The 24,940-nt window shown below is 66.7% G+C and carries 21 protein-coding genes; 10 read left to right on the top strand and 11 right to left on the bottom strand.

What is annotated here, in order from left to right:
- Positions 1 to 60: 60 nt before the first annotated feature.
- A complete protein-coding gene (locus BST47_RS08120) occupies positions 61 to 741 on the bottom strand; it encodes a PAS and ANTAR domain-containing protein (protein ID WP_083124971.1) in 681 nt (226 codons plus the stop codon).
- Between the two features lie 119 nt (positions 742 to 860).
- Here BST47_RS08120 and BST47_RS08115 point away from each other — a divergent pair, with 119 nt between their 5' ends.
- Positions 861 to 1,421 (top strand): restriction endonuclease, encoded by a 561-nt coding sequence (locus tag BST47_RS08115; RefSeq protein WP_083124970.1) that lies wholly within the window; start codon positions 861 to 863, stop codon positions 1,419 to 1,421.
- Here the strand turns inward: BST47_RS08115 and lat are convergent.
- Complete coding sequence (gene lat / locus BST47_RS08110; protein WP_083124969.1) at positions 1,418 to 2,758, bottom strand: L-lysine 6-transaminase; 1,341 nt, start codon at positions 2,756 to 2,758, stop codon at positions 1,418 to 1,420. The genes BST47_RS08115 and lat overlap by 4 nt on opposite strands.
- Positions 2,759 to 2,810: 52 nt before the next feature.
- Positions 2,811 to 3,263: an Lrp/AsnC family transcriptional regulator gene (locus BST47_RS08105; protein ID WP_083124968.1), complete on the bottom strand. Its 453-nt coding sequence runs from the start codon at positions 3,261 to 3,263 to the stop codon at positions 2,811 to 2,813.
- A 30-nt stretch (positions 3,264 to 3,293) separates the two neighbouring features.
- On the opposite strand from BST47_RS08105, the gene hglS reads away from it, so the two are divergent.
- Genes hglS through nei2 form a run of 5 tightly spaced genes read left to right on the top strand, consistent with a single transcriptional unit; the run spans position 3,294 to position 12,087 of the window.
- Positions 3,294 to 4,496 (top strand): 2-oxoadipate dioxygenase/decarboxylase, encoded by a 1,203-nt coding sequence (hglS, locus tag BST47_RS08100; protein ID WP_083124967.1) that lies wholly within the window; start codon positions 3,294 to 3,296, stop codon positions 4,494 to 4,496.
- The gene (gene amaB, locus BST47_RS08095; RefSeq protein ID WP_083124966.1) at positions 4,493 to 6,037 is read left to right on the top strand and encodes an L-piperidine-6-carboxylate dehydrogenase; all 1,545 of its coding nucleotides are present in this window, start codon (positions 4,493 to 4,495) and stop codon (positions 6,035 to 6,037) included. Before hglS ends, amaB begins: the two co-directional genes overlap by 4 nt.
- A 51-nt stretch (positions 6,038 to 6,088) precedes the next feature.
- Positions 6,089 to 6,730 carry a TetR/AcrR family transcriptional regulator gene (locus tag BST47_RS08090; RefSeq protein ID WP_083124965.1) on the top strand — a complete coding sequence of 214 codons (642 nt, stop codon included), beginning with the start codon at positions 6,089 to 6,091 and terminating at the stop codon, positions 6,728 to 6,730.
- Positions 6,731 to 6,762: 32 nt separating this feature from the next.
- Positions 6,763 to 11,322, top strand: a complete 4,560-nt coding sequence (locus BST47_RS08085; protein WP_083124964.1) for an ATP-dependent helicase — start codon at positions 6,763 to 6,765, stop codon at positions 11,320 to 11,322.
- A 6-nt stretch (positions 11,323 to 11,328) separates the two neighbouring features.
- Positions 11,329 to 12,087, top strand: a complete 759-nt coding sequence (nei2, locus tag BST47_RS08080) for an endonuclease VIII Nei2 (protein WP_083124963.1) — start codon at positions 11,329 to 11,331, stop codon at positions 12,085 to 12,087.
- Positions 12,088 to 12,090: 3 nt separating this feature from the next.
- Here the strand turns inward: nei2 and BST47_RS08075 are convergent, their stop codons facing one another.
- Entirely contained in the window at positions 12,091 to 13,194 is a 1,104-nt protein-coding gene (locus tag BST47_RS08075) for a fatty acid desaturase family protein (protein WP_083124962.1), read from the bottom strand.
- A 28-nt stretch (positions 13,195 to 13,222) separates the two neighbouring features.
- Complete coding sequence (locus BST47_RS08070; RefSeq protein ID WP_083124961.1) at positions 13,223 to 14,275, bottom strand: ferredoxin reductase; 1,053 nt, start codon at positions 14,273 to 14,275, stop codon at positions 13,223 to 13,225.
- A gap of 69 nt (positions 14,276 to 14,344) precedes the next feature.
- Here BST47_RS08070 and BST47_RS08065 point away from each other — a divergent pair, with 69 nt between their 5' ends.
- Positions 14,345 to 15,028, top strand: a complete 684-nt coding sequence (locus BST47_RS08065; RefSeq protein ID WP_083124960.1) for a TetR family transcriptional regulator — start codon at positions 14,345 to 14,347, stop codon at positions 15,026 to 15,028.
- A gap of 31 nt (positions 15,029 to 15,059) precedes the next feature.
- Positions 15,060 to 15,845, top strand: a complete 786-nt coding sequence (locus tag BST47_RS08060; protein ID WP_083124959.1) for an enoyl-CoA hydratase/isomerase family protein — start codon at positions 15,060 to 15,062, stop codon at positions 15,843 to 15,845.
- Here the strand turns inward: BST47_RS08060 and BST47_RS08055 are convergent.
- Positions 15,814 to 16,584 carry an SDR family NAD(P)-dependent oxidoreductase gene (locus tag BST47_RS08055; protein WP_083124958.1) on the bottom strand — a complete coding sequence of 257 codons (771 nt, stop codon included), beginning with the start codon at positions 16,582 to 16,584 and terminating at the stop codon, positions 15,814 to 15,816. The two genes, BST47_RS08060 and BST47_RS08055, sit on opposite strands and share 32 nt — an antisense overlap.
- Positions 16,585 to 16,613: 29 nt before the next feature.
- On the bottom strand, positions 16,614 to 16,898 hold the full coding sequence (locus tag BST47_RS08050) for an RNA-binding protein (protein WP_083124957.1): 285 nt from the start codon (positions 16,896 to 16,898) through the stop codon (positions 16,614 to 16,616).
- Between the two features lie 555 nt (positions 16,899 to 17,453).
- Between BST47_RS08050 and BST47_RS08045 the strand changes: the two genes are divergently transcribed.
- Positions 17,454 to 19,310 (top strand): glycoside hydrolase family 2 protein, encoded by a 1,857-nt coding sequence (locus tag BST47_RS08045; RefSeq protein ID WP_083124956.1) that lies wholly within the window; start codon positions 17,454 to 17,456, stop codon positions 19,308 to 19,310.
- On the opposite strand, the gene BST47_RS08040 is transcribed toward BST47_RS08045, so the two are convergent.
- From BST47_RS08040 to BST47_RS08030, 3 genes are read right to left on the bottom strand one after another with little or no spacing between them, the layout of a single operon-like run.
- On the bottom strand, positions 19,302 to 20,159 hold the full coding sequence (locus BST47_RS08040; protein ID WP_083124955.1) for a pseudouridine synthase: 858 nt from the start codon (positions 20,157 to 20,159) through the stop codon (positions 19,302 to 19,304). The two genes, BST47_RS08045 and BST47_RS08040, sit on opposite strands and share 9 nt — an antisense overlap.
- The gene (gene glpD, locus BST47_RS08035) at positions 20,156 to 21,895 is read right to left on the bottom strand and encodes a glycerol-3-phosphate dehydrogenase (protein ID WP_083124954.1); all 1,740 of its coding nucleotides are present in this window, start codon (positions 21,893 to 21,895) and stop codon (positions 20,156 to 20,158) included. Before glpD ends, BST47_RS08040 begins: the two co-directional genes overlap by 4 nt.
- A gap of 56 nt (positions 21,896 to 21,951) precedes the next feature.
- Positions 21,952 to 23,367: an NAD(P)H-quinone dehydrogenase gene (locus BST47_RS08030; RefSeq protein WP_083124953.1), complete on the bottom strand. Its 1,416-nt coding sequence runs from the start codon at positions 23,365 to 23,367 to the stop codon at positions 21,952 to 21,954.
- Between the two features lie 79 nt (positions 23,368 to 23,446).
- On the opposite strand from BST47_RS08030, the gene BST47_RS08025 reads away from it, so the two are divergent.
- The gene (locus BST47_RS08025) at positions 23,447 to 23,923 is read left to right on the top strand and encodes a gamma-glutamylcyclotransferase family protein (protein ID WP_083124952.1); all 477 of its coding nucleotides are present in this window, start codon (positions 23,447 to 23,449) and stop codon (positions 23,921 to 23,923) included.
- A 91-nt stretch (positions 23,924 to 24,014) separates the two neighbouring features.
- Here BST47_RS08025 and BST47_RS08020 read toward each other — a convergent pair whose 3' ends face one another.
- Positions 24,015 to 24,902: a type IV toxin-antitoxin system AbiEi family antitoxin domain-containing protein gene (locus BST47_RS08020; RefSeq protein ID WP_083124951.1), complete on the bottom strand. Its 888-nt coding sequence runs from the start codon at positions 24,900 to 24,902 to the stop codon at positions 24,015 to 24,017.
- Between the last annotated feature and the right edge of the window lie 38 nt (positions 24,903 to 24,940).

Here is a 24,940-nt window from a genome sequence, read left to right as displayed (position 1 = left end):
CTCCCGAAAGTCACCGATCAGAACGGGTAGAAGATTCCCTGCGCGTTGAACTGGTAAACCCTAGGTCGAGAGGCGCTGATGCGCGGTGAGCAGCAGGCGGTCGTACGCGCTGCGGGGCGGCAACACCTCGTCGTACCGCAGCTCCAGGAAATCTCTGCTGATCTGTTCGGCCAGGTCCCGCAGCTTGGTGTTTGTCTCCTGTGAGCGCCACTTGAGCAGCTCGAACGCCGAGTCGGCACTTATCCGGTAGACCACCATCAGCATGCCTTTTGCCTGCTCGATGCCGCCTCTGGTCTCCGCGATCTCCGCGACCGCCTCGCTGAGGATCCGGTCGTGACGTTGTTGCATGAAGGGTGTCACGTCGACATAGAAACCGTGTGTCCCCACCACCGCCCCGGCGTCGTCGAGCAGCTGATCACCCACCACCACGACGTGGTGAATCTCACCGTGGGTGTCGATGATGCGGTGCCGGGTGGAGAAGGCGCCCGACGTCCGGCGGATCTCGTCCAGCGTCGCGGCGACTTGGCCGTAGTCGTCGGGGTGCTTGTGCGAGAGCACCAGATCAGTGGTCGGTTGCACTTTGCCCGGCTCGTAACCGTGCATCCGCTGAACCTGGGCTGACCACTCCCAGCGTTCGTCGGCGAAGAAGAACTTGAACGAACCAACACGCTGCGGATCGCCTCCGGCCAGCGCGTGCTCGATGGGCGTCTGCCCTCCGAGTTCGGCCAGCTCATCGGTCATTGACAGATTATCGCGGGATTCTGCCAGTGCGTATTGCAGCTGGTGCGACCTTTCGCATATCGGACAGTCTGCGGCGTGGCTGGGAACCGATGTCGGCGCGCGCCTCTACCATTCGCCGCGTGGCGCTGAAGTGGCAATTGCTCACCGCGGGCTGCCTCGGCGCGGTCGCCTGGATGCTGGGCATGACGCCGGGGTGGAGCTTGGTGGTCGCCGCGGCGGCTCCGGTGGTCATCGGCGCGGTGCCGCACTTCATCCGCGGCGCGATCCACGGCATCAGTACCCCCCACCGCCGCGAGAATGTGGCCGCGGCGATGTCGGGCACCGAGTTCGAGGACCTTGTTGCACGGATCGCGCGGTCCAGCGGCGCGCCGGTGATCATGACGTCGACCACCGGCGACTGGGGCGTCGACATCATCGTCGGCAGGCGTCCCAATCGCGTTGCCATTCAGTGCAAACGGCAGGCGCGACCCGTCGGCGCGGGCGCCATCCAGGAGGTAGTTGCGGGTGCTCCGATGCACGACTGTGCCAGCACCATGGTGGTCACGAACCACGAATTCACCGCTGCCGCACGCAAACTGGCGGAGCTGCACGGCTGTGAACTGGTCGGCGGCTCAGATCTGCCCCGCCTGCGGGCGGTCATCCAACGCCTGACAGTGCCCACCACACCGACCGAGGTTTAGCGCAGCGCGTCCCGCACCGCGTCGACGGCGGCGTCGATCTCTGGGCGCGATACCGTCAGCGCGGGCCGGAACCGCAGGCTGTCCGGTCCGCTGGCGAGCATGATCACGCCGCGGTCCCACAGCTTGGCGATCAGCTCGTCGCGCTGTGCCGCACTGGGCAGGCTGAATGCGCACATCAGGCCGCGCCCTCGGACATCGGACACTTGCTCCGGGAACTCCACCGCAAGCTCAGCGAGCCGGTCGAGCAGGTATCGACCCGCATGGGCGGCCCGGATCGTCAGCTGATCGGACTCGATGACCTCGAGGATGCGCCGAGATCGCACCATGTCGACGAGGTTGCCGCCCCACGTCGAGTTGATGCGGGAGCTGACGGCGAACACGTTGTCGGGCACATCGTCGACCCGGCCGCCGGCCATGACGCCGCACACCTGCGTCTTCTTGCCGAATGCGACCACATCGGGCGCAACGCCCAATTGCTGGTACGCCCAGGGGGTTCCGGTCATTCCGCAGCCGGTCTGCACCTCGTCGAAGATCAACAGCGCGTCGAATTCGTCGCACAGGTCGCGCATCGCTGCGAAGAACTGCGGCCGGAAATGGCGGTCGCCGCCCTCACCCTGGATGGGCTCGGCGATGAAGCACGCGATGTCGTGCGGGTGGGCCTCGAACGCCGTTCGGGCCTGGCGAAGCGACTCCGCCTCCACCGCATCCATGTCGGCGTCGGGCCTCAGGTACGGCGCGTCGATGCGCGGCCAGTCGAACTTCGGGAACCGGGCGACCTTGTTGGGGTCGGTGTTGGTCAGCGAGAGCGTGTAGCCGCTGCGGCCGTGGAAGGCGCCGCGCAGATGCAGCACCTTGGTACCGAGGGCGGGGTCGATCCCGTTCGCCTCGTTGTGCCTGCTCTTCCAATCGAACGCAACCTTCAACGCGTTCTCGACGGCCAGCGCTCCCCCGTCGACGAAGAACAGGTGAGGCAGCGCCGGGTCGCCGAGCACGCGCGCGAAGGTCGACACGAAACGCGCCATCGGCACCGAGTAGATGTCGGAGTTACTGGGTTTGTTGACCGCGGCCTGGGCGAGTTCGGCGCGGAAGTCCTCGTCATCCGCGAGCGCCGGATGGTTCATCCCGAGGGCCGACGACGCGAAGAACGTGAACATGTCGAGGTAGCGCTTGCCGGTACGGGCGTCGACCAGGTACGAGCCGGAAGATCGGTCGATGTCGAGCACGAGGTCCATACCGTCGGCCAGGATGCTGCGGGCCAGCACGTCATGGACGTCGGCCGGACGGACCAGCGAGGCCGCGGAGACATCTTGGGCAGATTGCGTCAGGACAGCGGTCATGAGCCAATATTAGCAGAACTTTTACGGTCAAATGACTCCAAAGCCGTAACTATTACGGCACATAGTCGCGTCCATCGTAAAAAGTCTGTAAGATGACGGTGCTTCGGGTGCGTACGTTCGCCGCTGTGCGTATCTGTTGCAGTAAGTCTTCGAGCGCCCGCGGGGTCTCGACACGCACGAGCAGGATGTAGCTCTCCTCGCCGGCCACCGAGTGACACGACACGATGGCGTCGATGTGTTCGAGCCGCGCAGGAGCATCATCGGGTTGAGAGGGATCGAGAGGAGTGATGGCCACGAACGCCGACAGCATCTTCCCGACGGCTTCGGGGTTGATTCTCGCCGTGTATCCCGTCACAACGCCGCGCGACTCCAGTCTTCGGACACGGGACTGGACCGCCGACACCGAAAGTCCAGCGGTTTCCGCGAGGTGCGCCAGCGTCGCGCGTCCGTCGGCCACCAACTCACGCGCCAGCACACGGTCGATGTCATCGAGCGGTTCGCTCATGGCGGCACTGTATCCGAGCAGAGGCGCAAAATGACGGCCCGCGTTCAAACCTGGCAGTTGCGTGCGGAGTTCGCCGCCGCGCTGTCTCGGCTGTACGCCGCCGAGGTGCCGCTGTACTCGACGCTCGTCGAGGTCAGCGCCGAGGTGAACCGCGAACTGGGCGCTACCGAACGGGTGATCACCGAGCGTCACGGCGCGATCCGGGTCGGCAGCCCACGCGAACTCGCCGACGTCGCAGGCCTGTTCGCCGCCTTCGGCATGTTCCCGGTCGGCTTCTACGATCTTCGCGACGCCGGCTCCCCCGTGCCGGTGGTGTCGACGGCGTTTCGGCCGATCGATTCAGACGAGTTGGAGCACAACCCGTTTCGGGTGTTCACCTCGATGTTGGCCACGGCCGACGAGAGATTCTTCGCCCCTGACCTGCGCGCCCGAGTAGAGCGGTTCCTGGCCGGCAGGCAGCTGTTCGATCCCGCGCTGATCGCCGAGGCGCGGCGCATCGCGTCCGACGCAGGCACCGATCGCGACAGCGCCGACCGGTTCGTTGCCGCCGCCGTCGACGCGTTCGCCCTATCACGTGAGCCGATCGACCGGGCGTGGTACGACGAGTTGGCCCGCGTGTCCGCGGTCGCCGCCGACATCGCCGGGGTGCGAACCACACACATCAATCACCTGACGCCGCGGGTTCTTGACATCGACGAGCTGTACCTGCGGATGTCGCGGCGGGGCGTAGCGATGATCGACGCGATTCAGGGACCCCCGCGCTGCGACGGGCCCGCCGTGCTGCTGCGGCAGACGTCGTTTCGGGCGCTGTCCGAACCGAGACGTTTCCGCGACGAGAATGGCCAGGTATCCGAGGGCACGTTGCGCGTCCGCTTCGGGGAGGTCGAGTCGCGCGGCGTCGCGTTGACCGCCGAGGGCAGGCGACGCTACGACCAGGCCATGGCTGAAGCTGACCCGGCAGCGATGTGGAGCACATACTTCCCCACGACCGACGAGGCCATGGCAACGTCGGGGCTGGCCTATTACCGCGGTGGCGATCCGTCGAAACCGGTTGTCTACGAGGACTTTCTGCCCGCGTCAGCGGCCGGGATCTTCCGCTCCAACCTCGATTCCGACGCGCAAGCCGCCGACGAGGCGGACAGTTCGCAGTACAGCCTGCACTGGATGGCCGGACGAATCGGCCACCACATTCACGATCCCTACGAGCTCTACGAGAAAGCCGCATCACAATGACGACCATGCAGAAGTCTCACCTCCCCACCGCCGACGCTTTGCGGGCCCAGGCACGCAGCGCCCTGGCAGCTGTCGGTTCGCCGGCCGAAATCGCTGAGCCGGGTGGTCACGGCCTGCAAGCCAGCACCCCGATCACCGGCGACGTGCTGTTCACCGTCGCAGCGACCAGCCCGCACGAGGCTGATGCAGCCATTGCCGAAGCGGCGCAGGCATTTACGACATGGCGGACCACTCCCGCGCCGGTCCGCGGCGCGTTGGTCGCACGCCTTGGCGAGCTGCTGGTCGAGCACAAGGCCGATATCGCGGCGCTCGTCACTCTCGAGGCGGGCAAGATCACGTCCGAGGCGCTCGGTGAGGTGCAGGAGATGATCGACATCTGCCAGTTCGCCGTCGGACTGTCGCGTCAGCTCTACGGCAAGACCATCGCGTCCGAGCGGCCGGGGCACCGGCTGATGGAGACGTGGCATCCGCTGGGCGTGGTCGGGGTCATCACTGCGTTCAACTTTCCGGTGGCGGTCTGGGCCTGGAACACGGCGATCGCGCTGGTCTGTGGTGACACGGTGGTGTGGAAGCCTTCGGAGCTGACGCCGCTGACGGCGCTGGCGTGCCAGGCGCTGATCGAGCGAGCCGCCGACGAAGTGGGCGTCCCGCGGGAGGTCAGCCGGCTGATCCAGGGTGGCCGAGAGGTCGGCGAGCGCCTGGTCGACGATCCCCGGGTGGCCCTGCTGTCCGCTACGGGTTCGGTTCGGATGGGTCAGCAGGTCGGGCCGAGGGTGGCTCAGCGATTCGGGAAGGTGCTGCTCGAGCTCGGCGGGAACAACGCCGCGATCGTCACGCCGTCGGCCGATCTGGATCTCGCGGTGCGCGGCATCGTGTTCTCCGCCGCGGGCACCGCCGGACAGCGATGCACGACGATGCGCCGGCTGATCGTGCACTCGTCGGTCGCCGACGAACTCGTCGGCCGGATCGTGGCGGCCTACCGGCAGCTGCCGATCGGTGAGCCGACGGCCGACGGCACGTTGGTCGGTCCGCTGATCCACGAGACCGCCTACCGCGACATGGTCAGGGCACTCGAGCGGGCACGCGCCGACGGCGGCGAGGTGTTCGGGGGCGAGCGCCACGAACTGGGTGACGACAGCGCCTACTACGTCGCCCCGGCGGTCGTCCGCATGCCCGCGCAGACCGACGTAGTGCACGCCGAGACGTTCGCACCGATTCTCTATGTGTTGACCTACGACGAATTGGACGACGCGATTGCGATGAACAATGCGGTGCCGCAGGGTCTTTCGTCGTCGATCTTCACGACGGACATGCGTGAGGCGGAACGGTTCATGGCCGCCGACGGTTCTGACTGCGGCATCGCCAACGTCAACATCGGCACCTCAGGCGCGGAGATCGGCGGTGCCTTCGGCGGCGAGAAGCAGACCGGCGGCGGGCGTGAGTCCGGGTCGGACTCGTGGAAGGCGTACATGCGCCGGGCCACCAACACCGTCAACTACTCGTCGGAGCTGCCGCTGGCCCAGGGTGTGCACTTCGGCTGAACCGGCGTGACACGTTCGCACTGTTGTACATATGTCAACTAAGATGGCCTGATGGCTGGGCCCCGACGGCGGTTGTCTCCCGACGAGCGCCGCAATGAACTTCTCACCCTCGGCGCCGAGGTGTTCGGACAGCGACCCTACGACGAGGTCCGCATCGACGAGATCGCCGAGCGGGCGGGCGTATCGCGCGCGCTGATGTACCACTACTTTCCGGACAAGCGGGCGTTTTTCGCGGCGGTGGTGAGCGCCGAGAGTGAGCGCCTGTTCAACGCGACCAACGCGCAGCCACGACCCGACCTGAGCCTGTTCGACCAGCTACGTGAAGGTGTCATCGCCTACCTCCGCTACTACGACGAGAACCCGAACGTCGCCTGGGCGGCCCACGTGGGCCTCGGCCGCACCGATCCCGTCCTGCGCGGCATCGAAGACGTCGACAACGACCGGCAGGCCGAACGCATCGTCGCCGGCCTCGCCGGCGATCAGCTGGACGCCAAGGTCGAACGCGACCTGCGCATCGTCGTCTACGGATGGTTGGCCTTCACCCTCGAGATGTGCAGGCAACGCATGATGGACCCGTCGACCGACGTCGACGTCGTCGCCGATGCGTGCACGCACGCTCTGCTGGACTCGGTCTCGCGGGTTCCCGGGATCCCCGAAGCGCTGGCAGAGACCATCGCGGCCGCACGTCCCTGACAGTTGTCGGTGTCCTGCTGCACGATGGCTAGATGAGCACCAGTCCCCTTGCCCGGTTCAGTGGGCTGACCCGCGACTGGTTCACGGGAACGTTCGCCGAGCCGACCCCTGCGCAGACGCAGGCATGGTCCGCCATCGCCGACGGCGACAACACACTGGTCATCGCGCCCACCGGCTCCGGCAAGACGCTCGCGGCGTTTCTGTGGGCGATCGACCGCCTCGCCTCCTCGGAACCCAGGCCCGCGTCGGCAGGCACGAGGGTCCTATACGTATCGCCCCTGAAGGCGCTGGCCGTGGACGTGGAGCGCAACCTGCGGACCCCGTTGACGGGCATCGGCCGCCTCGCCGAGCGCAGTGGCAGTCCCGCACCCCAGATCAGCGTCGGCGTCCGCTCCGGTGACACCACACCCGCTCAGCGCCGCGAGCTGATCACCCGGCCGCCGGACATCCTGATCACCACGCCGGAGTCGCTGTTCCTGATGCTCACCTCCGCTGCCCGCGAGACGCTCACCGAGGTGCAGACGGTCATCGTCGACGAAGTGCACGCCGTCGCAGCGACCAAGCGCGGCGCGCATCTGGCGTTGTCGCTGGAGCGGCTCGACCAGCTACTGGACCAGCCTGCGCAACGCATCGGATTGTCCGCCACGGTCCGCCCGCCCGAGGAGGTCGCGCGGTTCCTGTCCGGCCAGGCCCGCACCACCATCGTGGCGCCACCCGCGGCCAAGACCTTCGACCTGTCCGTGACGGTGCCCGTTCCCGATATGGCCAACCTCGAGAACAACACCATCTGGCCCGACGTCGAGGAACGCATCGTCGACTTGATCGAGACGCACAATTCGTCGATCGTCTTCGCCAACTCCCGGCGGCTGGCCGAGCGACTCACGTCGCGGCTCAACGAGATTCACGCCGAACGCACTGGCGAAGGTGTGTCCATGGAGCACAACCCGAAGGTGGGCGGGGGCTTCCCGGCGCAGCTGATGGCCAGCGGCGCGTCGTTGGGCGCCCCGACACTGCTGGCCCGCGCGCACCACGGTTCGGTCAGCAAGGAGCAACGCGCACAGGTCGAGGACGATCTGAAGTCGGGCCGACTGAAGGCCGTCGTCGCCACATCCAGCCTCGAGTTGGGTATCGACATGGGCGCGGTCGATCTGGTGATCCAGGTCGAGGCGCCGCCGTCGGTGGCCAGCGGGCTGCAGCGCATCGGACGTGCGGGGCACCAGGTCGGTGAGATCTCCCAGGGTGTGCTGTTTCCCAAGCACCGCACGGATCTGATCGGATGTGCGGTCACCGTGAAGCGGATGCTCAGCGGTGACATCGAGACCATGCGGGTGCCGACCAATCCGCTCGACGTCCTCGCCCAGCACACCGTCGCGGCTTCAGCACTCGAGCCGTTGGACGCCGACCGCTGGTTCGACGCGGTTCGCCGCAGCGCACCCTTTGCGACGTTGCCGCGCAGCGCATTCGAGGCAACGCTCGACTTGCTGTCCGGGAAGTATCCGTCCACCGAGTTCGCCGAACTGCGTCCACGACTGGTGTATGACCGTGATGCGGGGACGTTGACCGCCCGGCCCGGTGCGCAGCGCCTGGCCGTGACGTCCGGCGGCGCGATCCCCGACCGCGGCCTGTTCACCGTCTATCTGGCCACCGATTCGGAAAAGCCCTCGCGGGTGGGCGAACTCGACGAGGAGATGGTTTACGAGTCGCGACCCGGCGACGTCATCTCTCTCGGTGCGACGAGCTGGCGCATCACCGAGATCACCCATGACCGAGTGCTGGTCGTTCCCGCGCCTGGGCAGCCCGCCCGGCTGCCGTTCTGGCGCGGCGACAGCGTAGGCAGACCGGCCGAACTCGGAGCGGCCGTCGGCGCGTTCACCGGTGAGCTGGCCCGACTCGGCCGTGACGAATTCGACGAGCGCTGCCACACAATGGGTTTCGACGAGTACGCCGCCAACAACCTGTGGCAACTGCTCGACGAGCAGCGTCAAGCCACGTCGGTTGTGCCGACGGATACGACGTTCGTGGTGGAGCGGTTCCGCGACGAACTCGGCGACTGGCGCGTCATCCTGCACTCCCCGTACGGATTGCGGGTGCACGGCCCACTCGCTTTGGCTGTCTCGCGCCGACTCCGCGAGCGCTACGGCATCGACGAGAAGCCGACGGCGTCTGACGACGGCATCATCGTGCGACTGCCGGACACCGAGGACGCCGCGCCAGGTGCCGACCTCTTCGTCTTCGACGCCGACGAGATCGAACCCATCGTCACCGCGGAGGTCGGCGGTTCGGCACTGTTCGCCTCGCGGTTTCGCGAATGTGCCGCCCGCGCACTGCTTCTCCCCCGCCGCCACCCCGGCAAACGGTCGCCTCTGTGGCACCAGCGGCAACGGGCCGCCCAGCTGCTGGACGTCGCACGCAAGTATCCGGACTTCCCGATCGTGCTGGAGGCGGTGCGCGAATGCCTGCAGGATGTGTACGACGTGCCGGCGCTGACGGAGCTGATGAACCGCGTCGCGCAACGCCGGCTGCGGCTGGTCGAGGTCGAGACAACCACGCCGTCACCGTTCGCGGCGTCGCTGCTGTTCGGCTATGTCGGCGCATTCATGTACGAGGGCGACAGCCCACTGGCCGAGCGGCGCGCGGCCGCGCTGTCCTTGGACAGCGTGCTGTTGGCCGAACTGCTCGGCAGGGTGGAGCTGCGCGAGCTGCTCGATCCGCAGGTCATCGCCTCGACCACGCGGCAGTTGCAACACCTCAGCGACGACCGGCGGGCGCGCGATGCCGAAGGCGTGGCCGACCTGCTGCGGGTGTTGGGCCCACTCACGGAGCCCGAAATCGCCGAACGCTGCATCACTTCCGAGGTTGGCGGCTGGCTCGACGGGTTACTGGCCAGCAAGCGCGCGCTGACGGTGACGTACGCCGACCGGTCGTGGTGGGTGGCCGTCGAGGACATCGGGCTGCTGCGCGACGGGGTCGGGGTCGCCGTCCCGGTCGGGGTGCCGACGGCCTTCACCGAATCGGTCGACGATCCGCTGGGCGAACTGCTCAGCCGGTATGCCCGCACCCGCGGTCCGTTCACCACACATGACGCGGCCGCCCGGTTCGGTCTCGGCCTGCGGGTCACCGCCGATGTGCTGGGCCGTATGGCGACCGACGGCAGGTTGATTCGCGGCGAGTTCACCTCCGGAGCCGCCCCGGCGGCGACACGCAACACAGCGGGCGACTCCACCGAATGGTGCGACTCCGACGTCCTGAAGATCCTGCGCCGCCGATCGCTGGCCGCGCTGCGGGCGCAGGTCGAGCCGGTCAGTACCGCCGCCTATGGGCGCTTCCTACCCGCGTGGCAGCAGATCGGGTCGACCCACAACAGCGGTGTCGACGGGCTCGCGGCGGTCATCGATCAGTTGGCGGGAGTGCCGATTCCGGCCTCAGCGGTGGAGCCGTTGGTGTTCGGGTTGCGGGTGCGCGACTACCAGCCCGCGATGCTCGACGAGCTGTTGGCGTCCGGGGAGGTCACCTGGTCGGGTGTGGGACAAATCGGCGGCGGCGACGGGTGGATCGCCTTCCACCCGGCAGATTCGGCGCCGATGACGCTGGCGGCACCGACGGAGATCGAGTTCACGGACACGCACCGTCAGATCATGGAGACGCTTGGCGGCGGCGGCGCCTACTTTTTCCGCCAGCTCGCCGATAACCCGGCCGACGAACTGAAACAGGCGCTGTGGGAACTGATCTGGGCGGGTTGGGTCAGCGGCGATACCTTCGCGCCGGTGCGAGCGATGCTGACGGGTCCCCGCCGCTCGTCGGGCCGCCATGGTTCCCCGGCACACCGCCAGCGTCAACGCCCGCCGCGGCTGAGTCGATACAGCGTCGCACACGCGCAGACGCGCACCTCCGATCCCGTGGTGGCCGGCCGCTGGTCCGCGCTCCCGACGGCCGAACCGGAATCGACAGTGCGAGCACATTTCCAGGCCGAGTTGCTGCTCGGTCGGCACGGCGTGCTGACCAAGGGCGCGGTGACATCCGAACAGGTGCCTGGCGGCTTCGCCATGCTCTACAAGGTGTTGACGGCATTCGAGGACGCCGGCCGGTGTCAGCGCGGGTACTTCGTCGAGTCACTCGGTGGCGCCCAGTTCGCGGTGGCGTCGACGGTCGACAGGCTGCGCTCCTACCTGGACGGCATCGACCCCGATCACCGCGAATACCACGCGGTCGCGATGGCAGCCGCCGACCCGGCCAATCCGTACGGCGCAGCGCTGCCATGGCCGACTCGCGCCACCTCCGACGAAGACGTCGCGCATAGGCCGGGCCGTAAAGCCGGGGCTCTCGTCGCGCTGGTGGACGGTGAACTGGTGTGGTTCCTCGAACGCGGTGGACGCTCGCTGCTGAGCTTCACCGAGGACGCCGACGCGCACATCGCGGCCGGGGCCGCCCTGGCGGATCTGGTGAGCGCGGGGCGGGTGCAGTCGTTCCTCGTCGAAAAGGTCAACGGCGTGCCGGTGCTCGAACCGGGTGGGGGCGGTCAGCGGGCCGCCGTTCAGGACGCCCTGATCGGCGCCGGCTTCTCACGCACGCCGCGAGGACTCAGGTTGCGGTGACGGCCGATGCCTGAGGGTGACACCGTCTTTCGTGCTGCGACCAAGCTACGGGAGGCGCTTGCCGGTAAGACACTCACACGGTGCGACGTCCGAGTTCCCAAGTTTGCGACGGTGGATCTGACGGGCTGCGTCGTGGACGAGGTGATCAGCAGGGGTAAGCACCTCTTCATCCGCGTCGGGGATGCGAGTATCCACTCGCACCTGAAAATGGACGGGGCGTGGCTGGTCGGCGGGCAGATCCGCCGAGTGCAGCCCCACAAGATCCGAATCATCCTGGAAACCGACGATTCCCGCACCGCCGGTATCGATCTTGGAGTACTGGAGATTCTCAAACGCGACCATGACATGGACGTCGTCGCACATCTCGGACCCGACCTGCTCGGCGACGACTGGGAACCGCGTATCGCGCGCGACAACCTGGTGGCCGACCCGCAGCGCCCGCTCGCCGAGGCATTGCTGGATCAGCGGGTGATGGCCGGCGTCGGCAACGTCTACGCCAACGAACTGTGCTTTGTCACCGGGTATCTGCCGACGACACCGGCGGGAGACGTCAAAGACCCGCTGCGCATGGTGCAGCGGGCTCGTGACATGTTGTGGCTCAACCGCTCTCGGATCAATCGAACCACGACCGGTGACACCCGCGCCGGCCGCGACCTGTGGGTCTACGGCCGGGTGGGACGTCCATGCCGGCGCTGCGGCACCCTCATACAGTCGGACACCAGCGGAGACCGTGTCTCCTACTGGTGTCCGAACTGTCAGACGTAACAGTTAGCTGGGCAGCGCGAGCTTGAAGATCTTGCGCCAGACAGTGGCGATCTGCCGCGGCAGCGGTCCCGTGTTGTAGGGGATGCCGTAGCGCTTGCAGATCTTCTGCACCTCGGGCGCGATCTCGGCATGGCGGTGCGCCGGGATGTCGGGGAACAGATGGTGCTCGATCTGGAACGACAGGTTGCCGCTCAAGATGTGAAAGAGCTTGCCGCCGGTCAGGTTCGCCGATCCCAAAATCTGACGGAAGTACCACTGGCCACGCGTCTCGGCCTTGGTTTCCTCGATGGAGAACTCTTGCACGTCCTCCGGGAAGTGTCCGCAGAAGATGATCACGTTGGACCAGACGTTGCGCATCAGGTTCGCCGTCATGTTCCCGGCGAACACCCAGGGCGCGAATGGGCCGGCCAGCAGCGGAAACGCCACGTAGTCCTTGAGGGTCTGCTTCTTGGTCTTACGCCAGATCCCTTCGAGGATCTCGCGCTTGTCCGCAATCGAGATCTCGCCCGCGGTGATGCGTTCGGTCTCCATCTCATGCAGCGCGACGCCGTACTGGAACAGCACCATCAGCAGGAATGCCCACACGGGATTGCCGAGGAAGTACGGCTTCCACTTCTGGTCCTCGGTGATCCGCAAGATCCCGTAGCCCACATCGCGGTCCATGCCGACGATGTTGGTGTAGGTGTGGTGCATGTAGTTGTGCGAGTGCCGCCACTGGTCGGCCGGGCAGGCGGTGTCCCATTCGAAGTTCTTGCCCGCCAGCGTCGGATCGCCGGTCCAGTCGTACTGGCCGTGCATGATGTTGTGGCCGATCTCCATGTTGTCGAGGATCTTCGAGATACCCAGCATCGCAGTGCCTGCGAGCCAGAACGGCGGAAAGATCCCGCCGAAGAGCATCGCACGGCCGGCGACCTCCAGACCGCGCTGCGCCTTGATGATCCGCCGGATGTAGGTGACGTCGCGCTCGCCGAGGTCGGCGATCACACGCTCCTTCAGCGCGTCGAGTTCGCGGCCGAACGCGTCGGCCTGCTCGGGGCTCATGGTGACGGTCTTGCCGCCAACGGTTTTCGAGATGGTCTTCGGTTGTTGGGTGGTGGCTGTAGTCATGGCTTGTCCTTTCTGGTCCGTTTCGGATCTAAAGCGCGATGTCGACGTCGCCGACGGGAGCGGACACACAGATACGCACGTCTTCCGATTCGTTACTGGATACGGTTCCGGTGATCAGGTTCTTGACGACGCCGCTGGTCTTGCGGCGGGTGCAGCTGCCGCAGATGCCCATCCGGCATCCACTTTCCGGCGTGAGGCCTGATGCCTCGGCCTGCTCGAGCAGTGGCCGGCCGTCGTCGGTCAGCTCGACACCGCTGTCGGTGAATGCGATTCGGCCGCCGGATGTCTCGGTCGACGGGGCGAATGCAGGCGGGACAAAGCTTTCCGACAACGCGTTCGGGACGTGTGTCCGGACGGCATCGACGAGTGCCTGCGGACCACACACGTAGACCGCGTCGGGCTCGGGCATCGCCGCGGCCAGGTGGTCCGCATCGAAGTAGCCGGTGAGATCGCCCTGTCCGGCCCGGGTGTAGCCGTGCAGTACCCGGACACCAGACATCGCGCCGAGCTCGTCTGCGTAGCAGGCTTCCTGCGCGTTTCGTGCGTAGTGGATGAAGGCGATCTCGCGATCGGACCCCTCGTTCCGCATCGTGCGCAGCATCGACATCACCGGGGTGATGCCGCTACCGCCCGATACGAACAGCACGCGGCGGGGCCGCTCGGTCGGCAGCGCGAAGTCGCCGCCGACGGAGTCCAGCCCGACGACCATTCCGGGGCGGGCGTGGTCGCAGAGGTAGGTGGAGACCAGCCCGCCGTCGTGGCGGCCGATCGTCAGCTCGATGTACGGGGAGCCTTCGGCACTTGCCGGTGAGTAAGGGCGGGTGCGGCGACGGCCGTTGATCTCGACGGTGAGGTTGATGTGCTGTCCGGCGCGAAAACCAGTGAACGCCTGATTCGGTTCCAGCGTCAGAGTGACGCTGCGGGGGGTCTGCCGTCGCACTGCGATCACCTTCGCGCGGGCGTCTGCCCGCGTCCAGGTCGGGTCGACCAGCTCGGTGTATCGATCCACGCCGTGGGGGCCGGTCAGCAACTCCAGAAGAGGCGACCGTCGCACGCGGCGTGTCAAAGTTTGAGTGAACATGTGTATACCGTGCGCCGTTCGCGGGGTGCGCGTCAACCGATTCGCCCAGGTTGTGGTAGGTTTCACAAAGTGAACAATCGTACGCCCAGTTCACGAACGAGCCGTTCGAGCAGGTCAAGCAAGCCCCGGTCCCGCGACACCCTCTCCAGGGAGGAGCGCAAGGAGACGACCAGGCGGGCGATAGTCGCCGCTGCCCTGCGCCTGCTGGAGGAGCGCAGCTTCGCGGCGCTCAGTCTGCGCGAGGTGACTCGTGAGGCGGGCATCGTGCCTGCGGCCTTCTACCGCCACTTCGAGTCGATGGAGGCGCTGGGCCTCGTGCTCATCGACGAATCCTTCCGCGCCCTTCGCGACATGCTGCGCGGTGCGCGGGCGGGCAAGCTCGATCCGAACCGGGTCATCGAGTCGTCGGTGGACATCTTGATCGAGGGCGTCAACGAGCGTCGCGAACACTGGCGTTTCATCGGCCGTGAGCGATCCAGCGGCGTGACCGTGCTGAGGTACGCCATCCGTACCGAGATCCGTCTGATCACGTCGGAACTGGCGATCGACCTCGCCCGCTTCCCCGGGCTCAATACGTGGAGCGGCGAGGATCTCAACATCTTGGCCAGCCTGTTCGTCAACGCGATGATCTCGATCGCGGAGGCCATCGAGGACGCCAACGACTCGGTCGCGCTCGACGAGATCAGGCGCATTGCGGTCAAGCAGCTGCGGATGATCGTCGTGGGCGTCACCGGTTGGCGCAGCACCGTCTGAGGCCATCCGGCACCGGGCTAACGTTTCGCCCATGCCCCATCTCGAATTGACCTACCCCAGGCCCGACATCGCCGTCCTCACGCTGAACCGGCCGGAGAAGCTCAACGCACTGTCCTACGAGTTGGTCGAGGACCTGCACACCGCCCTCGACGGGATCCGGGCGAACAACGACGTGCGCGTCGTCGTGCTGACCGGCGCCGGACGCGGGTTCTGCTCGGGCCTGGATTTGACCGATCCGAACCCCAACAAGGCCGGCGGAGGGACCGAGTTCCCCCGGTCCGGAATGCGTTGGCAGGAAAGGATCGCCGACCTCACCGCGAAGATCCATCGCCTTCGGCAGCCGGTGATCGCAGCGGTCAACGGGGCGGCCTACGGCGGCGGGATGGGTATCGCGCTGGCCTGCGATATCCGCATCGCGTCCGAGTCCGCACGCTTCTGCACTCAGTTCATCAAGCTCGGCCTCGGCGGCTGCGACATCGGCGTCAGCTACACCCTGCCGCGGATAGTCGGGGCCGGCCCGGCGTTCGACCTGATCCTGACCGCGCGTGCGGTCGACGCCGAGGAGGCACTGCGGCTCGGTTTGGTTTCTCGGATCTCCGCGGACGGCTCGGTGGTCGACGACGCCCGGGCCATCGCCGAAACACTGTGTGGCTACGGCAAATTCGGCGTGGAGTCGACCAAGCAGGTGCTATGGGCCAACCTGGACGCGTCAAGCCTCGAGGCGGCGCTACACCTGGAGAATCGCAGCCAGATCCTGGCGTCGACGGGCGGGGTGATGGCAGACGCTACCGAGGCGTTCCGCCACCGTCAGCGATGATCACCGCTCCGGTCATGTAGCTCCCCGCGTCGGATGCCAACAACAATGCGGCGCCGACCATCTCATCCGGTTGGGCAAGACGCTTCATCAGGTTGCTGCCGGCCATGCGGGCGATCGCCTCTTGCGGGTTGTTTCGCATCATGTCGGTGTCGACGGGCCCCGGTGCGATGGCATTCACCCGGATACCGGCCGAGGCGTACTCGGCGGCCATCGATCGAGTGAAGGACATCAACGCCGCCTTGTTCGACGAATAGATGGCTGTTCCCGGCGCGAAGTTGAACGCCCCCGTGGAGATCATGTTCACCACGGAAGCGTGTGAGCTGGCCTTCAGGTGCGGCAGTGCCGCCTGCACGAGAAGCACAGGTCCGCGGAGGTTCACCTCGTGCGACTTCGCCAGCGCGTCGGCGGTCATCTCTCCGAGGGGCTGCGCCAGCGCGTTCGCGGCGTTGTTCACCAGGACGTCGATGCCGCCGAACGCCTCGATTGTCTTGTCCACGAGGGCCTCGAGTGCGCCGACGTCTCCGAGGTGGGTGGGGACTCCGACGGCCTCACCACCGAGCGCGCGCAGGTGCTGTGCGGCCTGCTCACACGCGTCGGGTTTGCGGCTGGCGACCACCACCCGGGCGCCCGCCAGGACGAAACCCTCGGCCAGGGCCAACCCGATGCCGCGGGTGCCGCCGGTGACGATGATGGTGCGGTCGGTCAGGTCGAACAAGCGGTCAAACGTTGCGCGGTCCACGCGGTCAGTCAAACAGACGCCGGTCGAGGCTAGATGCAACCGCTGACGCTGATGCGCCGACCAACGCTGGCGCAGACATCGACGTTCGGCGCCACCGCCTCCGCCGCCGCCCTACTACGCACCGGTGGCGGCGGCGGAGGTGGAGGCGGGGGAAGTGCGTCATTGAGATAGGACAACGGGTCGCTGCAGCCGGTCACGTCGACGAACCTGCCACCGACGGATCCGCACAGTGTGGCGTCGGCGGTGGGCGTGCCGGCATTCACCAGACCGCCCGCGAACAACACCGCCGCGGCACAGAGCAATGTCTTGCGCACGTTCGCTCCTCTGAAAGGGGCGCCGATAGGACGGCGCGCAACAAATTGTTGCACCCGCCCGCGCATCACGATCGGAAAGAACCGGGCGAGTTGACGGCCAAGTGGATCAGCATCGGCCGAAGGTGTCACCCACCCGCCCGCACCCACTTTGCTGTGTGATATGCGCCGCAGCTGTGCACCGGCCCGCACAAACGTCAGCGGTGGGCCGGGACCGCATGGCGGTCCGCCGAGAGCCGAGATCCTGCTCGGTGAACCTTCGCAACCCGGATACCCGTCGACAACGACTTGGTAGAAAGCGTTTTCACGCCTATCGGCGTGCCGCACACGCAGGATCGGCGTCCGCAGCCTGAACGTTGCGCCACATGATTCTTCGGAAATTGCCAGGCTCGCCCACTTCCCTCGGCGGCGACTTCCCGCTACGTTTGCTGCGACGCATCGGTGTGCCGGGGGACCTTGGAGGTAGGCGCCGCCACGTCAGGTCCTTGGTTCTTTCGATCCCTGGGGGATGTTCATGCCTGCTCGCGCCACCGGTCGTACCCTCCCGGCACCCCCGCAATGACGAGGATTCGACTCGTCCGCATCACTTTGACTGTGGCGGCGGTACTGCTGGGCAGCATCACGATCGCGACCACTCCGGCCCATGCGGCCGACGTCTGGCAGCCGAAGACTCCGCCGTTGTCGACGAGGTGGACCGCCTTGGTCGGACCGAACAACGCGCTGCCCGAGTATCCGCGCCCACAGCTCGCGCGGAAGAAATGGTTGAACCTCAACGGTTTGTGGGGCTACACCGGCAGGCCCGCCAAGGCCGGGGCAACCACGCCGCCGCCGGAACGCGACTACCGCGAGCAGATCCTGGTGCCGTTTCCGACGGAGTCCGCACTGTCCGGGATACAGCGACACGACGATCAAATGTGGTACCGCAAGGTGTTCGAGATCCCTCGGGACTGGGACAACCGGCATGTGCTGCTTCACTTCGGCGCCGTCGACCAGATCGCCACTGTCTGGGTGAACAACAAGCAGGTGGCGCGTCACGAGGGTGGCTACACGGAGTTCAGCGCGGACGTCACCAGCGCGCTGCGGCCGTCGGGACGGCAGGAACTGACCGTCCGCGTCGAGGACCGTAACGAAAGGGGCGGCTTCGCCGTCGGCAAGCAGCGTTACAACCCCGCCGGCCTGTTCTACACCGGAGCGTCGGGCATCTGGCAGACGGTGTGGATGGAACCGGTGCCGGTCGCCCACATCGAGAAGCTCGATATCACGCCGGATCTGGCCAGTTTTACTGTGACGCCGCGCGTTTCGGGCGCGAGCGATCAGCGAGCCGAAGTCGTCGTCTCCAAGCCGGGTGGGGAGGTCGTCGCACGAGCGTCGGGAAAGCCGGGTGCGACGCTGCGCGTGCGGGTGCCGTCCCCGCACCTGTGGACACCGGAAGATCCGTACCTCTACGACCTGACGGCCCGGCTGGTGACCCGTTCGGGCAAGGTCGTCGACCAGGTTTCCAGCTATGGTGGCCTGCGCACGATCAGCACGGTGAAGGACGCACAGGGCAGGGCACGGATCGCGCTGAACGGCAAGATCACGTTCCTGCACGGCCCGCTGGATCAGGGCTATTGGCCGGATGGAATCTATACCGCACCCACCGACGATGCCATCAAGTTCGACCTCGAGCAGATCAAGGCGCTCGGCATGAACTTCGTCCGCAAGCACGCCAAGGTCGAACCCGCGCGGTGGTACTACTGGACCGACAAGCTGGGACTGCTGGTGTGGCAGGACATGCCGTCACTGGACGTGTCGCTCGACGTCCCGACGGGGCCGGCACCGACACCGCGTCGCGACGCCCAGGCGCACTTCGAAAACGAACTGTCCGAGATGGTCCACCAGCTGAGCAGTGTCACGTCGATTGTCGGCTGGGTGCCCTTCAACGAGGGCTGGGGCGAGTACGACACGGCCAGGATCGCCAGGGCGGTGAAGGCCGAGGACCGCACGCGCTTGGTGGTCCCGAACAGCGGGGCCAACTGCTGTAAGTCGCGCGGCGACAGCCGGACCGGCGACATCTTTGATGACCACACCTACGTGGGTCCGGGTCAGCCGGTGGTGCGCGACGGCAGGGTGACCGTCAACGGTGAGTACGGGGGCCTGGGCCTGATCGAAGAACGCAACCGGTGGCCGGGACCGCCGATGGCCTACGAGATGACCGACAGCAAGGCGCGGCTGACCCAGCGCTACGTCGAGGTCAGCGTCGATCTCGAGCGGGTCGTGCACGAGATCGGATTGTCAGGCGCGATCTACACGCAGACAACGGATGTCGAAAACGAAGTCAACGGCTACCTGACCTACGACCGGCAGATCATGAAGGTCGACCTGCCGGTGGTTGCGGGCCGCAACCGGGCGGTCATCGCCGCGGGGTCACGCTAGCGATCGGCTGCTGACGAACACCCGCCGTTCACCGGAGAGCGGATCGTCGAATTCGAGACGGTGAGCCAGCAGCTGCAGCGGCGCGGAGAAATCGTCGGGCGCCACGTCAACCACGTTGGGATACCACGGGTCGCCGGCGATCGGGAGCCCCAGCGCGGCCATGTGCACCCTCAGCTGATGCGTACGTCCGGTGCGCGGCGTCAACCGGTACAACCCGTCGCCGAGATGCTCGATCAGGGTTTCGGCATTCGGCTCGCCCGGCTCCTCGAACGCCTGTAACTGTCCGCGTCGCTTGACGATCCGGCTGCGCAGGACCACTGGGAGTTCCCGCGACGACACCGCCGCCCTCGCTAGATACGTCTTATCGACGAGCCCCCGCGCGAACATCGTTTGATACGCGCCGCGCACCTCGCGCCGCACCGTGAACAACAGCACGCCCGCCGTCAACCGGTCCAATCGGTGCGCCGGCGACAACTCAGGCAGGTCTAGTTCACGGCGCAAGCGCACCAGCGCCGTCTGCGCGACGTGCCTGCCCCGCGGCATCGTCGCAAGGAAGTGCGGTTTGTCGACCACGACGATGTCATCGTCGCGATACAGGACCGGCATGTCGAACGGCACCGGAACCTCTTCGCCCAGTTCGCGATACAGGTAGACGAAGGCGCCTGGCGGCAGAATGGTCCCAAGCCCGACGACGCTGCCGTCGGCCGTCACCACTTCCCCGCTACGAATCTTCTCCGCAGCCGCTTCCCCGAACCGCGAGGCCAACTCGACGAGCACCGATCCGCCCCGCAATCGCACCCGTGCCGGGCCGAGTCCGTCGCGGACCGGCAACGGTGCGGGACGCCTCAATTGAGCGGTACCGGTTCGAGAATTTCGGCGCGCGCCTCCGGCGCGGCGGCCCGCAGAGCGTCGGCGGATTCATCGTCGGGTTCCTGCTGGCTGCGCACCTCGGCCTCGACCCGCGCCAGGTAGGTCGTCACCTCGCGGTCGATGTCGTCGTCACTCCAACCCAGCACGGGCGCAACCACTTCGGCGACTTCGCGCGCGCAGTCCACGCCGCGGTGCGGGTACTCGATCGAGATGCGCATCCGCCGCGCCAGGATGTCCTCCAGATGCAGCGCTCCTTCGGCCGCGACCGCGTACCACGCCTCCACCTTCAGATACACCGGGGCCTCGGTGATCGGCGTCAGCAGATCGGGCCGGCCCTCAGCCATCTGCAGTACCTCACCGATCAGCGAGCCGTACCGGTCGAGCAGATGCCGCACCCGATAGGGATGCAACTTGTAATGCACCCCGACGTGTTCGGTCTGGTTGATGAGCGCGAAGTAGCCGTCGGCGCCCATCAGCGGCACCTTCTCGGTGATCGACGGCGCCACCCGGGCCGGAACGTATTCGGCCGCAGCGTCGATGGCATCGGCGGCCATGACCCGGTAGGTGGTGTACTTGCCGCCGGCGATCGCCACCAGGCCGGGCGCGGGAACCGCCACCGCGTGCTCGCGCGAGAGTTTGGACGTCTCCTCGCTCTCACCTGCCAGCAGCGGACGCAGACCGGCGTACACGCCGTCGATGTCGTCGTGTGTCAACGGCGTCGCGAGCACCGTGTTGACGGTTTCGAGGATGTAGTCGATGTCCGCCTTGGTCGCCGCCGGATGGGCCAGGTCGAGATTCCAGTCGGTGTCGGTGGTGCCGATGATCCAGTGCGTGCCCCACGGAATGACGAACAGCACCGACTGCTCGGTGCGCAGAATGATCGCCACCTCGCTCACGATGCGGTCGCGCGGAACGACGATGTGCACACCCTTGGACGCCCGCACCCGAAAACGCCCGCGCTGCTTCGACAACGCCTGGATCTCGTCGGTCCACACACCGGTGGCGTTCACCACCACGTGACCCCGCACTTCTGTCACGTGGCCATTCTCGGAGTCCCGCACCTCGACCCCGACGACCCTGTCGCCCTCGCGCAGCAACGACACGACCTGCGTCGAGGTCCGCACCACCGCTCCGTAGTGCGCCGCAGTACGCGCCACCGTCATGGTGTGGCGCGCGTCGTCAACGACGGTGTCGTAGTAGCGAATACCGCCGATCAGCGACGACCGCTTCAGCCCTGGCGCCAACCGCAGTGCGCCAGATTTCGTCAGATGCTTCTGCGCCGGAACGGATTTCGCGCCGCCCAACTGGTCGTAGAGGAAGATCCCCGCCGCGATGTAGGGCCGCTCCCACACCCGATTGGTCAGCGGGAACATAAACGGCAGCGGCTTGACGAGATGCGGTGCCAGTGTGGTGAGCGAGAGCTCACGTTCGTGCAGCGCCTCGCGAACCAGCCCGAACTCCAGCTGCTCGAGGTAGCGCAGGCCGCCGTGAAACATCTTCGACGAGCGGCTCGACGTGCCGGACGCGAAGTCGCGCGCCTCGACGAGGGCCACTTTGAGGCCGCGCGTCGCCGCATCCAGGGCGGCACCCGCGCCGACCACCCCACCACCGACGACCACGACGTCGAACTGCTCGCTGCCGAGGCGCTCCCAGGCCTCTGCGCGCTGCTCCGGACTCAGCAGTGTCTGCCCGTTCGCGGGGATCGGGTCGCTCACTGAAACGGCTCCTAGTTACTGGTCGGTACGTTCGCCCTGTCCCAGGTTACGTGGGCTCAGTCCAGATCGTCGTGCGCCATCAACCTTCGTGCCGCCTCCACGATCGACCCGGACAGTGACGGGTATACCGACAGCGTTTGGGCCAGGTCGGTCACCGAGAGGTTGTTCTGCACCGCCAGCGCGATCGGCAGGATCAGTTCTGAGGCAATCGGGGCGACGACCACGCCGCCGATGACGACGCCTGTGGCGGGGCGGCAGAAGATCTTGACGAAGCCCAGCCGCAGCAGCGACATCTTGGCCCTGGCGTTGGTGTTGAGCGGCAGCATCAGTGTCCGCGCGGGCACGTTTCCGCTGTCGATCGCCGTCTGCGGCACCCCGACCGCGGCGATCTCGGGCCTGGTGAACACCGCCGCGGAGACGGTGCGAAGCCGGATCGGCGTCACTCCCTCACCCAGGGCGTGATACATCGCGATGCGCCCTTGCATGGCGGCCACCGAGGCGAGCGGCAGGAGACCGGTGCAGTCGCCCGCCGCATAGATCCCCGACGCCGACGTGCGCGACACCCGGTCGACCTTCAGATAGTTGCCAGAATCCAGCTCGATACCGACGTTCTCCAGCCCCAGGCCCGAGGTGTTGGGCACCGAGCCGACCGTCATCAGCGCATGGCTGCCCTCGACGGTTCTGCCGTCGGCCATTGTGACCAGCACGCCGTCGGCGGTTCGGGTCACCGATTCGGCGCGGGCGTTCTTGACCAGCTTCACGCCGCGATCGGCGAAAGCTTCTTCGAGCACAGCCGCCGCGTCGCGGTCCTCGTGCGGCAGGATCTGGTCGCGGCTGGCGACCACGGTCACCTGCACGCCGAGTTCGGTGTAGGCGTTGCAGAACTCAGCTCCCGTGACACCGGACCCGACGATGATCAGATGCTCGGGCAGTTCGGTGAGGTCGTAGAGCTGACGCCAGTTCAGGATCCGCTCACCGTCGGGCTTCGCGTTCGGCAGCACCCGCGGGCTGGCCCCCGTCGCGATCAGCACCACGTCGGCCTTGAGGGTGCCGACCCGACCGCCTGCCGTGGTGACCTTGACCCGGTGGTGGGCCATGCCCGAGGTGTCGTCGACCAACTCGCCGCGTCCGTGGACGACGGTGACGCCCTCGCGCAACAGCTGATGACCGATGTCGGCGGATTGCGACTTCGCCAGGGTCTTGACGCGGTTGTGGATCTGGTCCAGCGAGATCTTGGCGTCCTCGATCGCGATGTCGAACCCGAGGCCAGAGGCGCGACGCAGCTCGGTACGCACGCCGGTGGAGGCGATGAACGTCTTGGACGGGACACAGTCCCAGAGCACGCAGGCACCGCCGATTCCGTCGGTGTCGACCACGGTGACCTCGGCGACCTCGGGTCCGCGAGCGGCGGCCACCAGTGCGGCCTCATAGCCGGCGGGGCCGCCGCCGATGATGACGATGCGCGTTGCCACGGGCTCAACGCTAGCCAAGCCGACGGTCGATCGCCCAGCCTGTCGGCAAAGCCGGGCCCGCAAGCCTTAGAGTTTCCTGGTGCCGCTCTACGCCGCCTACGGCTCCAACATGCATCCAGAGCAGATGCAGGAGCGGGCCCCTCATTCACCGATGGCCGGCACCGGGTGGCTGCACGGCTGGCGGCTGACGTTCGGCGGCGAGGACATCGGCTGGGAAGGCGCGCTGGCGACTGTCGTCGAGGATCCCACGTCGAGCGTGTTCGTCGTGCTCTACGACATGACCAAGGACGACGAGCAGAACCTCGACCGCTGGGAGGGCTCGGAGCTGGGCATCCACAAGAAGATCCGGTGCCGGGTGCATCGCACCGCGTCGGACACCAGTTTCGAGCCGGTGCTCGCGTGGCTGTACGTGGTCGACGCATGGGAGGGCGGCCTGCCCTCGGCGCGCTATATCGGCGTGATGGCCGATGCCGCTGAAATTGCCGGCGCGCCAGAGGAATACGTGCACAGTCTACGCACCCGCCCGGCTCGTAACATCGGTCCGGGCACCACCTAGAACCTCCTGCTGCGCGTGGGCCCCCGCGCAAGCAGGGGACGGCCGTGTTTGTACGCCGACACGCCGTGATTTGCGTCCATTTTGCGGTCCCTCACGCGGCCTGAGCGCGCCGCAACTGCGCATCGATACGAGCGACGAACTCCTTGCTGCGATACCGCACATCCTCGAAGACGATCGCGATCACCGTCCAACCGACATCCTGCAGCGCGGCTGTGCGCCTGCGGTCGCGGCGCATGGCGTCGGGTCCGCTGTGCCAATCGAGACCGTCGTATTCGACGGCAATTCGCTCCTTCGGCCAAGCGAAATCTACTCGTCTGAGCCCGCCGTTTCCGTCGATGATCTCGTATTGCACCTCGGGAATGGGCAGGCCACCGTCGATCATCGCCAACCGCGCCTCGCTCTCCATCGGCGACTCCGCGCGCCCGTCAGCCAGCGGGATCAGGTCCCGGACGGCAACGACGCCTCGGCGCCCCGCCTGAGCAAGTGCTGCTCGCCACATCTCTGGCCGCGTGCATGTACCGCTGCGCAGCGCGGCATCCAGCGTCGCTAAGGCACGCGGCCGCCACAGTGAGCGCGCCACTTCGACCGCCGTCCAAGCGGGGGCCGTAGCCGGACGGCCGTCAATCGTCGTCAGCGGCGCACCATCACGGCGATGCACCACCAGTCCATCGGCCGATCTCAGGTGCGAATTCGGCGGATTGAGCACATGAAGGTCGGCCGGGTCTTCGGTGTCGAAGCCGTACATCGCCGCGGCGGTGCCGAGACAGGTGGCGACCGTGGTTCCACAGGACAGATCGAGTCCGCGTAGGCGGAGACCGTCGTCCGGTTCACCGAGGCAATAGATGCCCTGCCAAATCCGCTCCAGGGCACCGGAATCCACTGCAGACTCGAATGCACGCCTGGTCATGTACGTCAGGATCTGACGACTCGTCGCTACGCCCCGTTGCCTATCGAACAGCAGCTGAAGTTCTGGATCCATGAGTCAACAGCATCGGATAGCGCACGCTCGTCCAGCAG

The sequence above is a fragment of the Mycolicibacterium tusciae genome, from assembly GCF_002086795.1.
In the GTDB taxonomy this organism is placed as follows: domain Bacteria; phylum Actinomycetota; class Actinomycetes; order Mycobacteriales; family Mycobacteriaceae; genus Mycobacterium; species Mycobacterium tusciae.
This window is presented reverse-complemented; position numbering and strand designations above follow the sequence as displayed.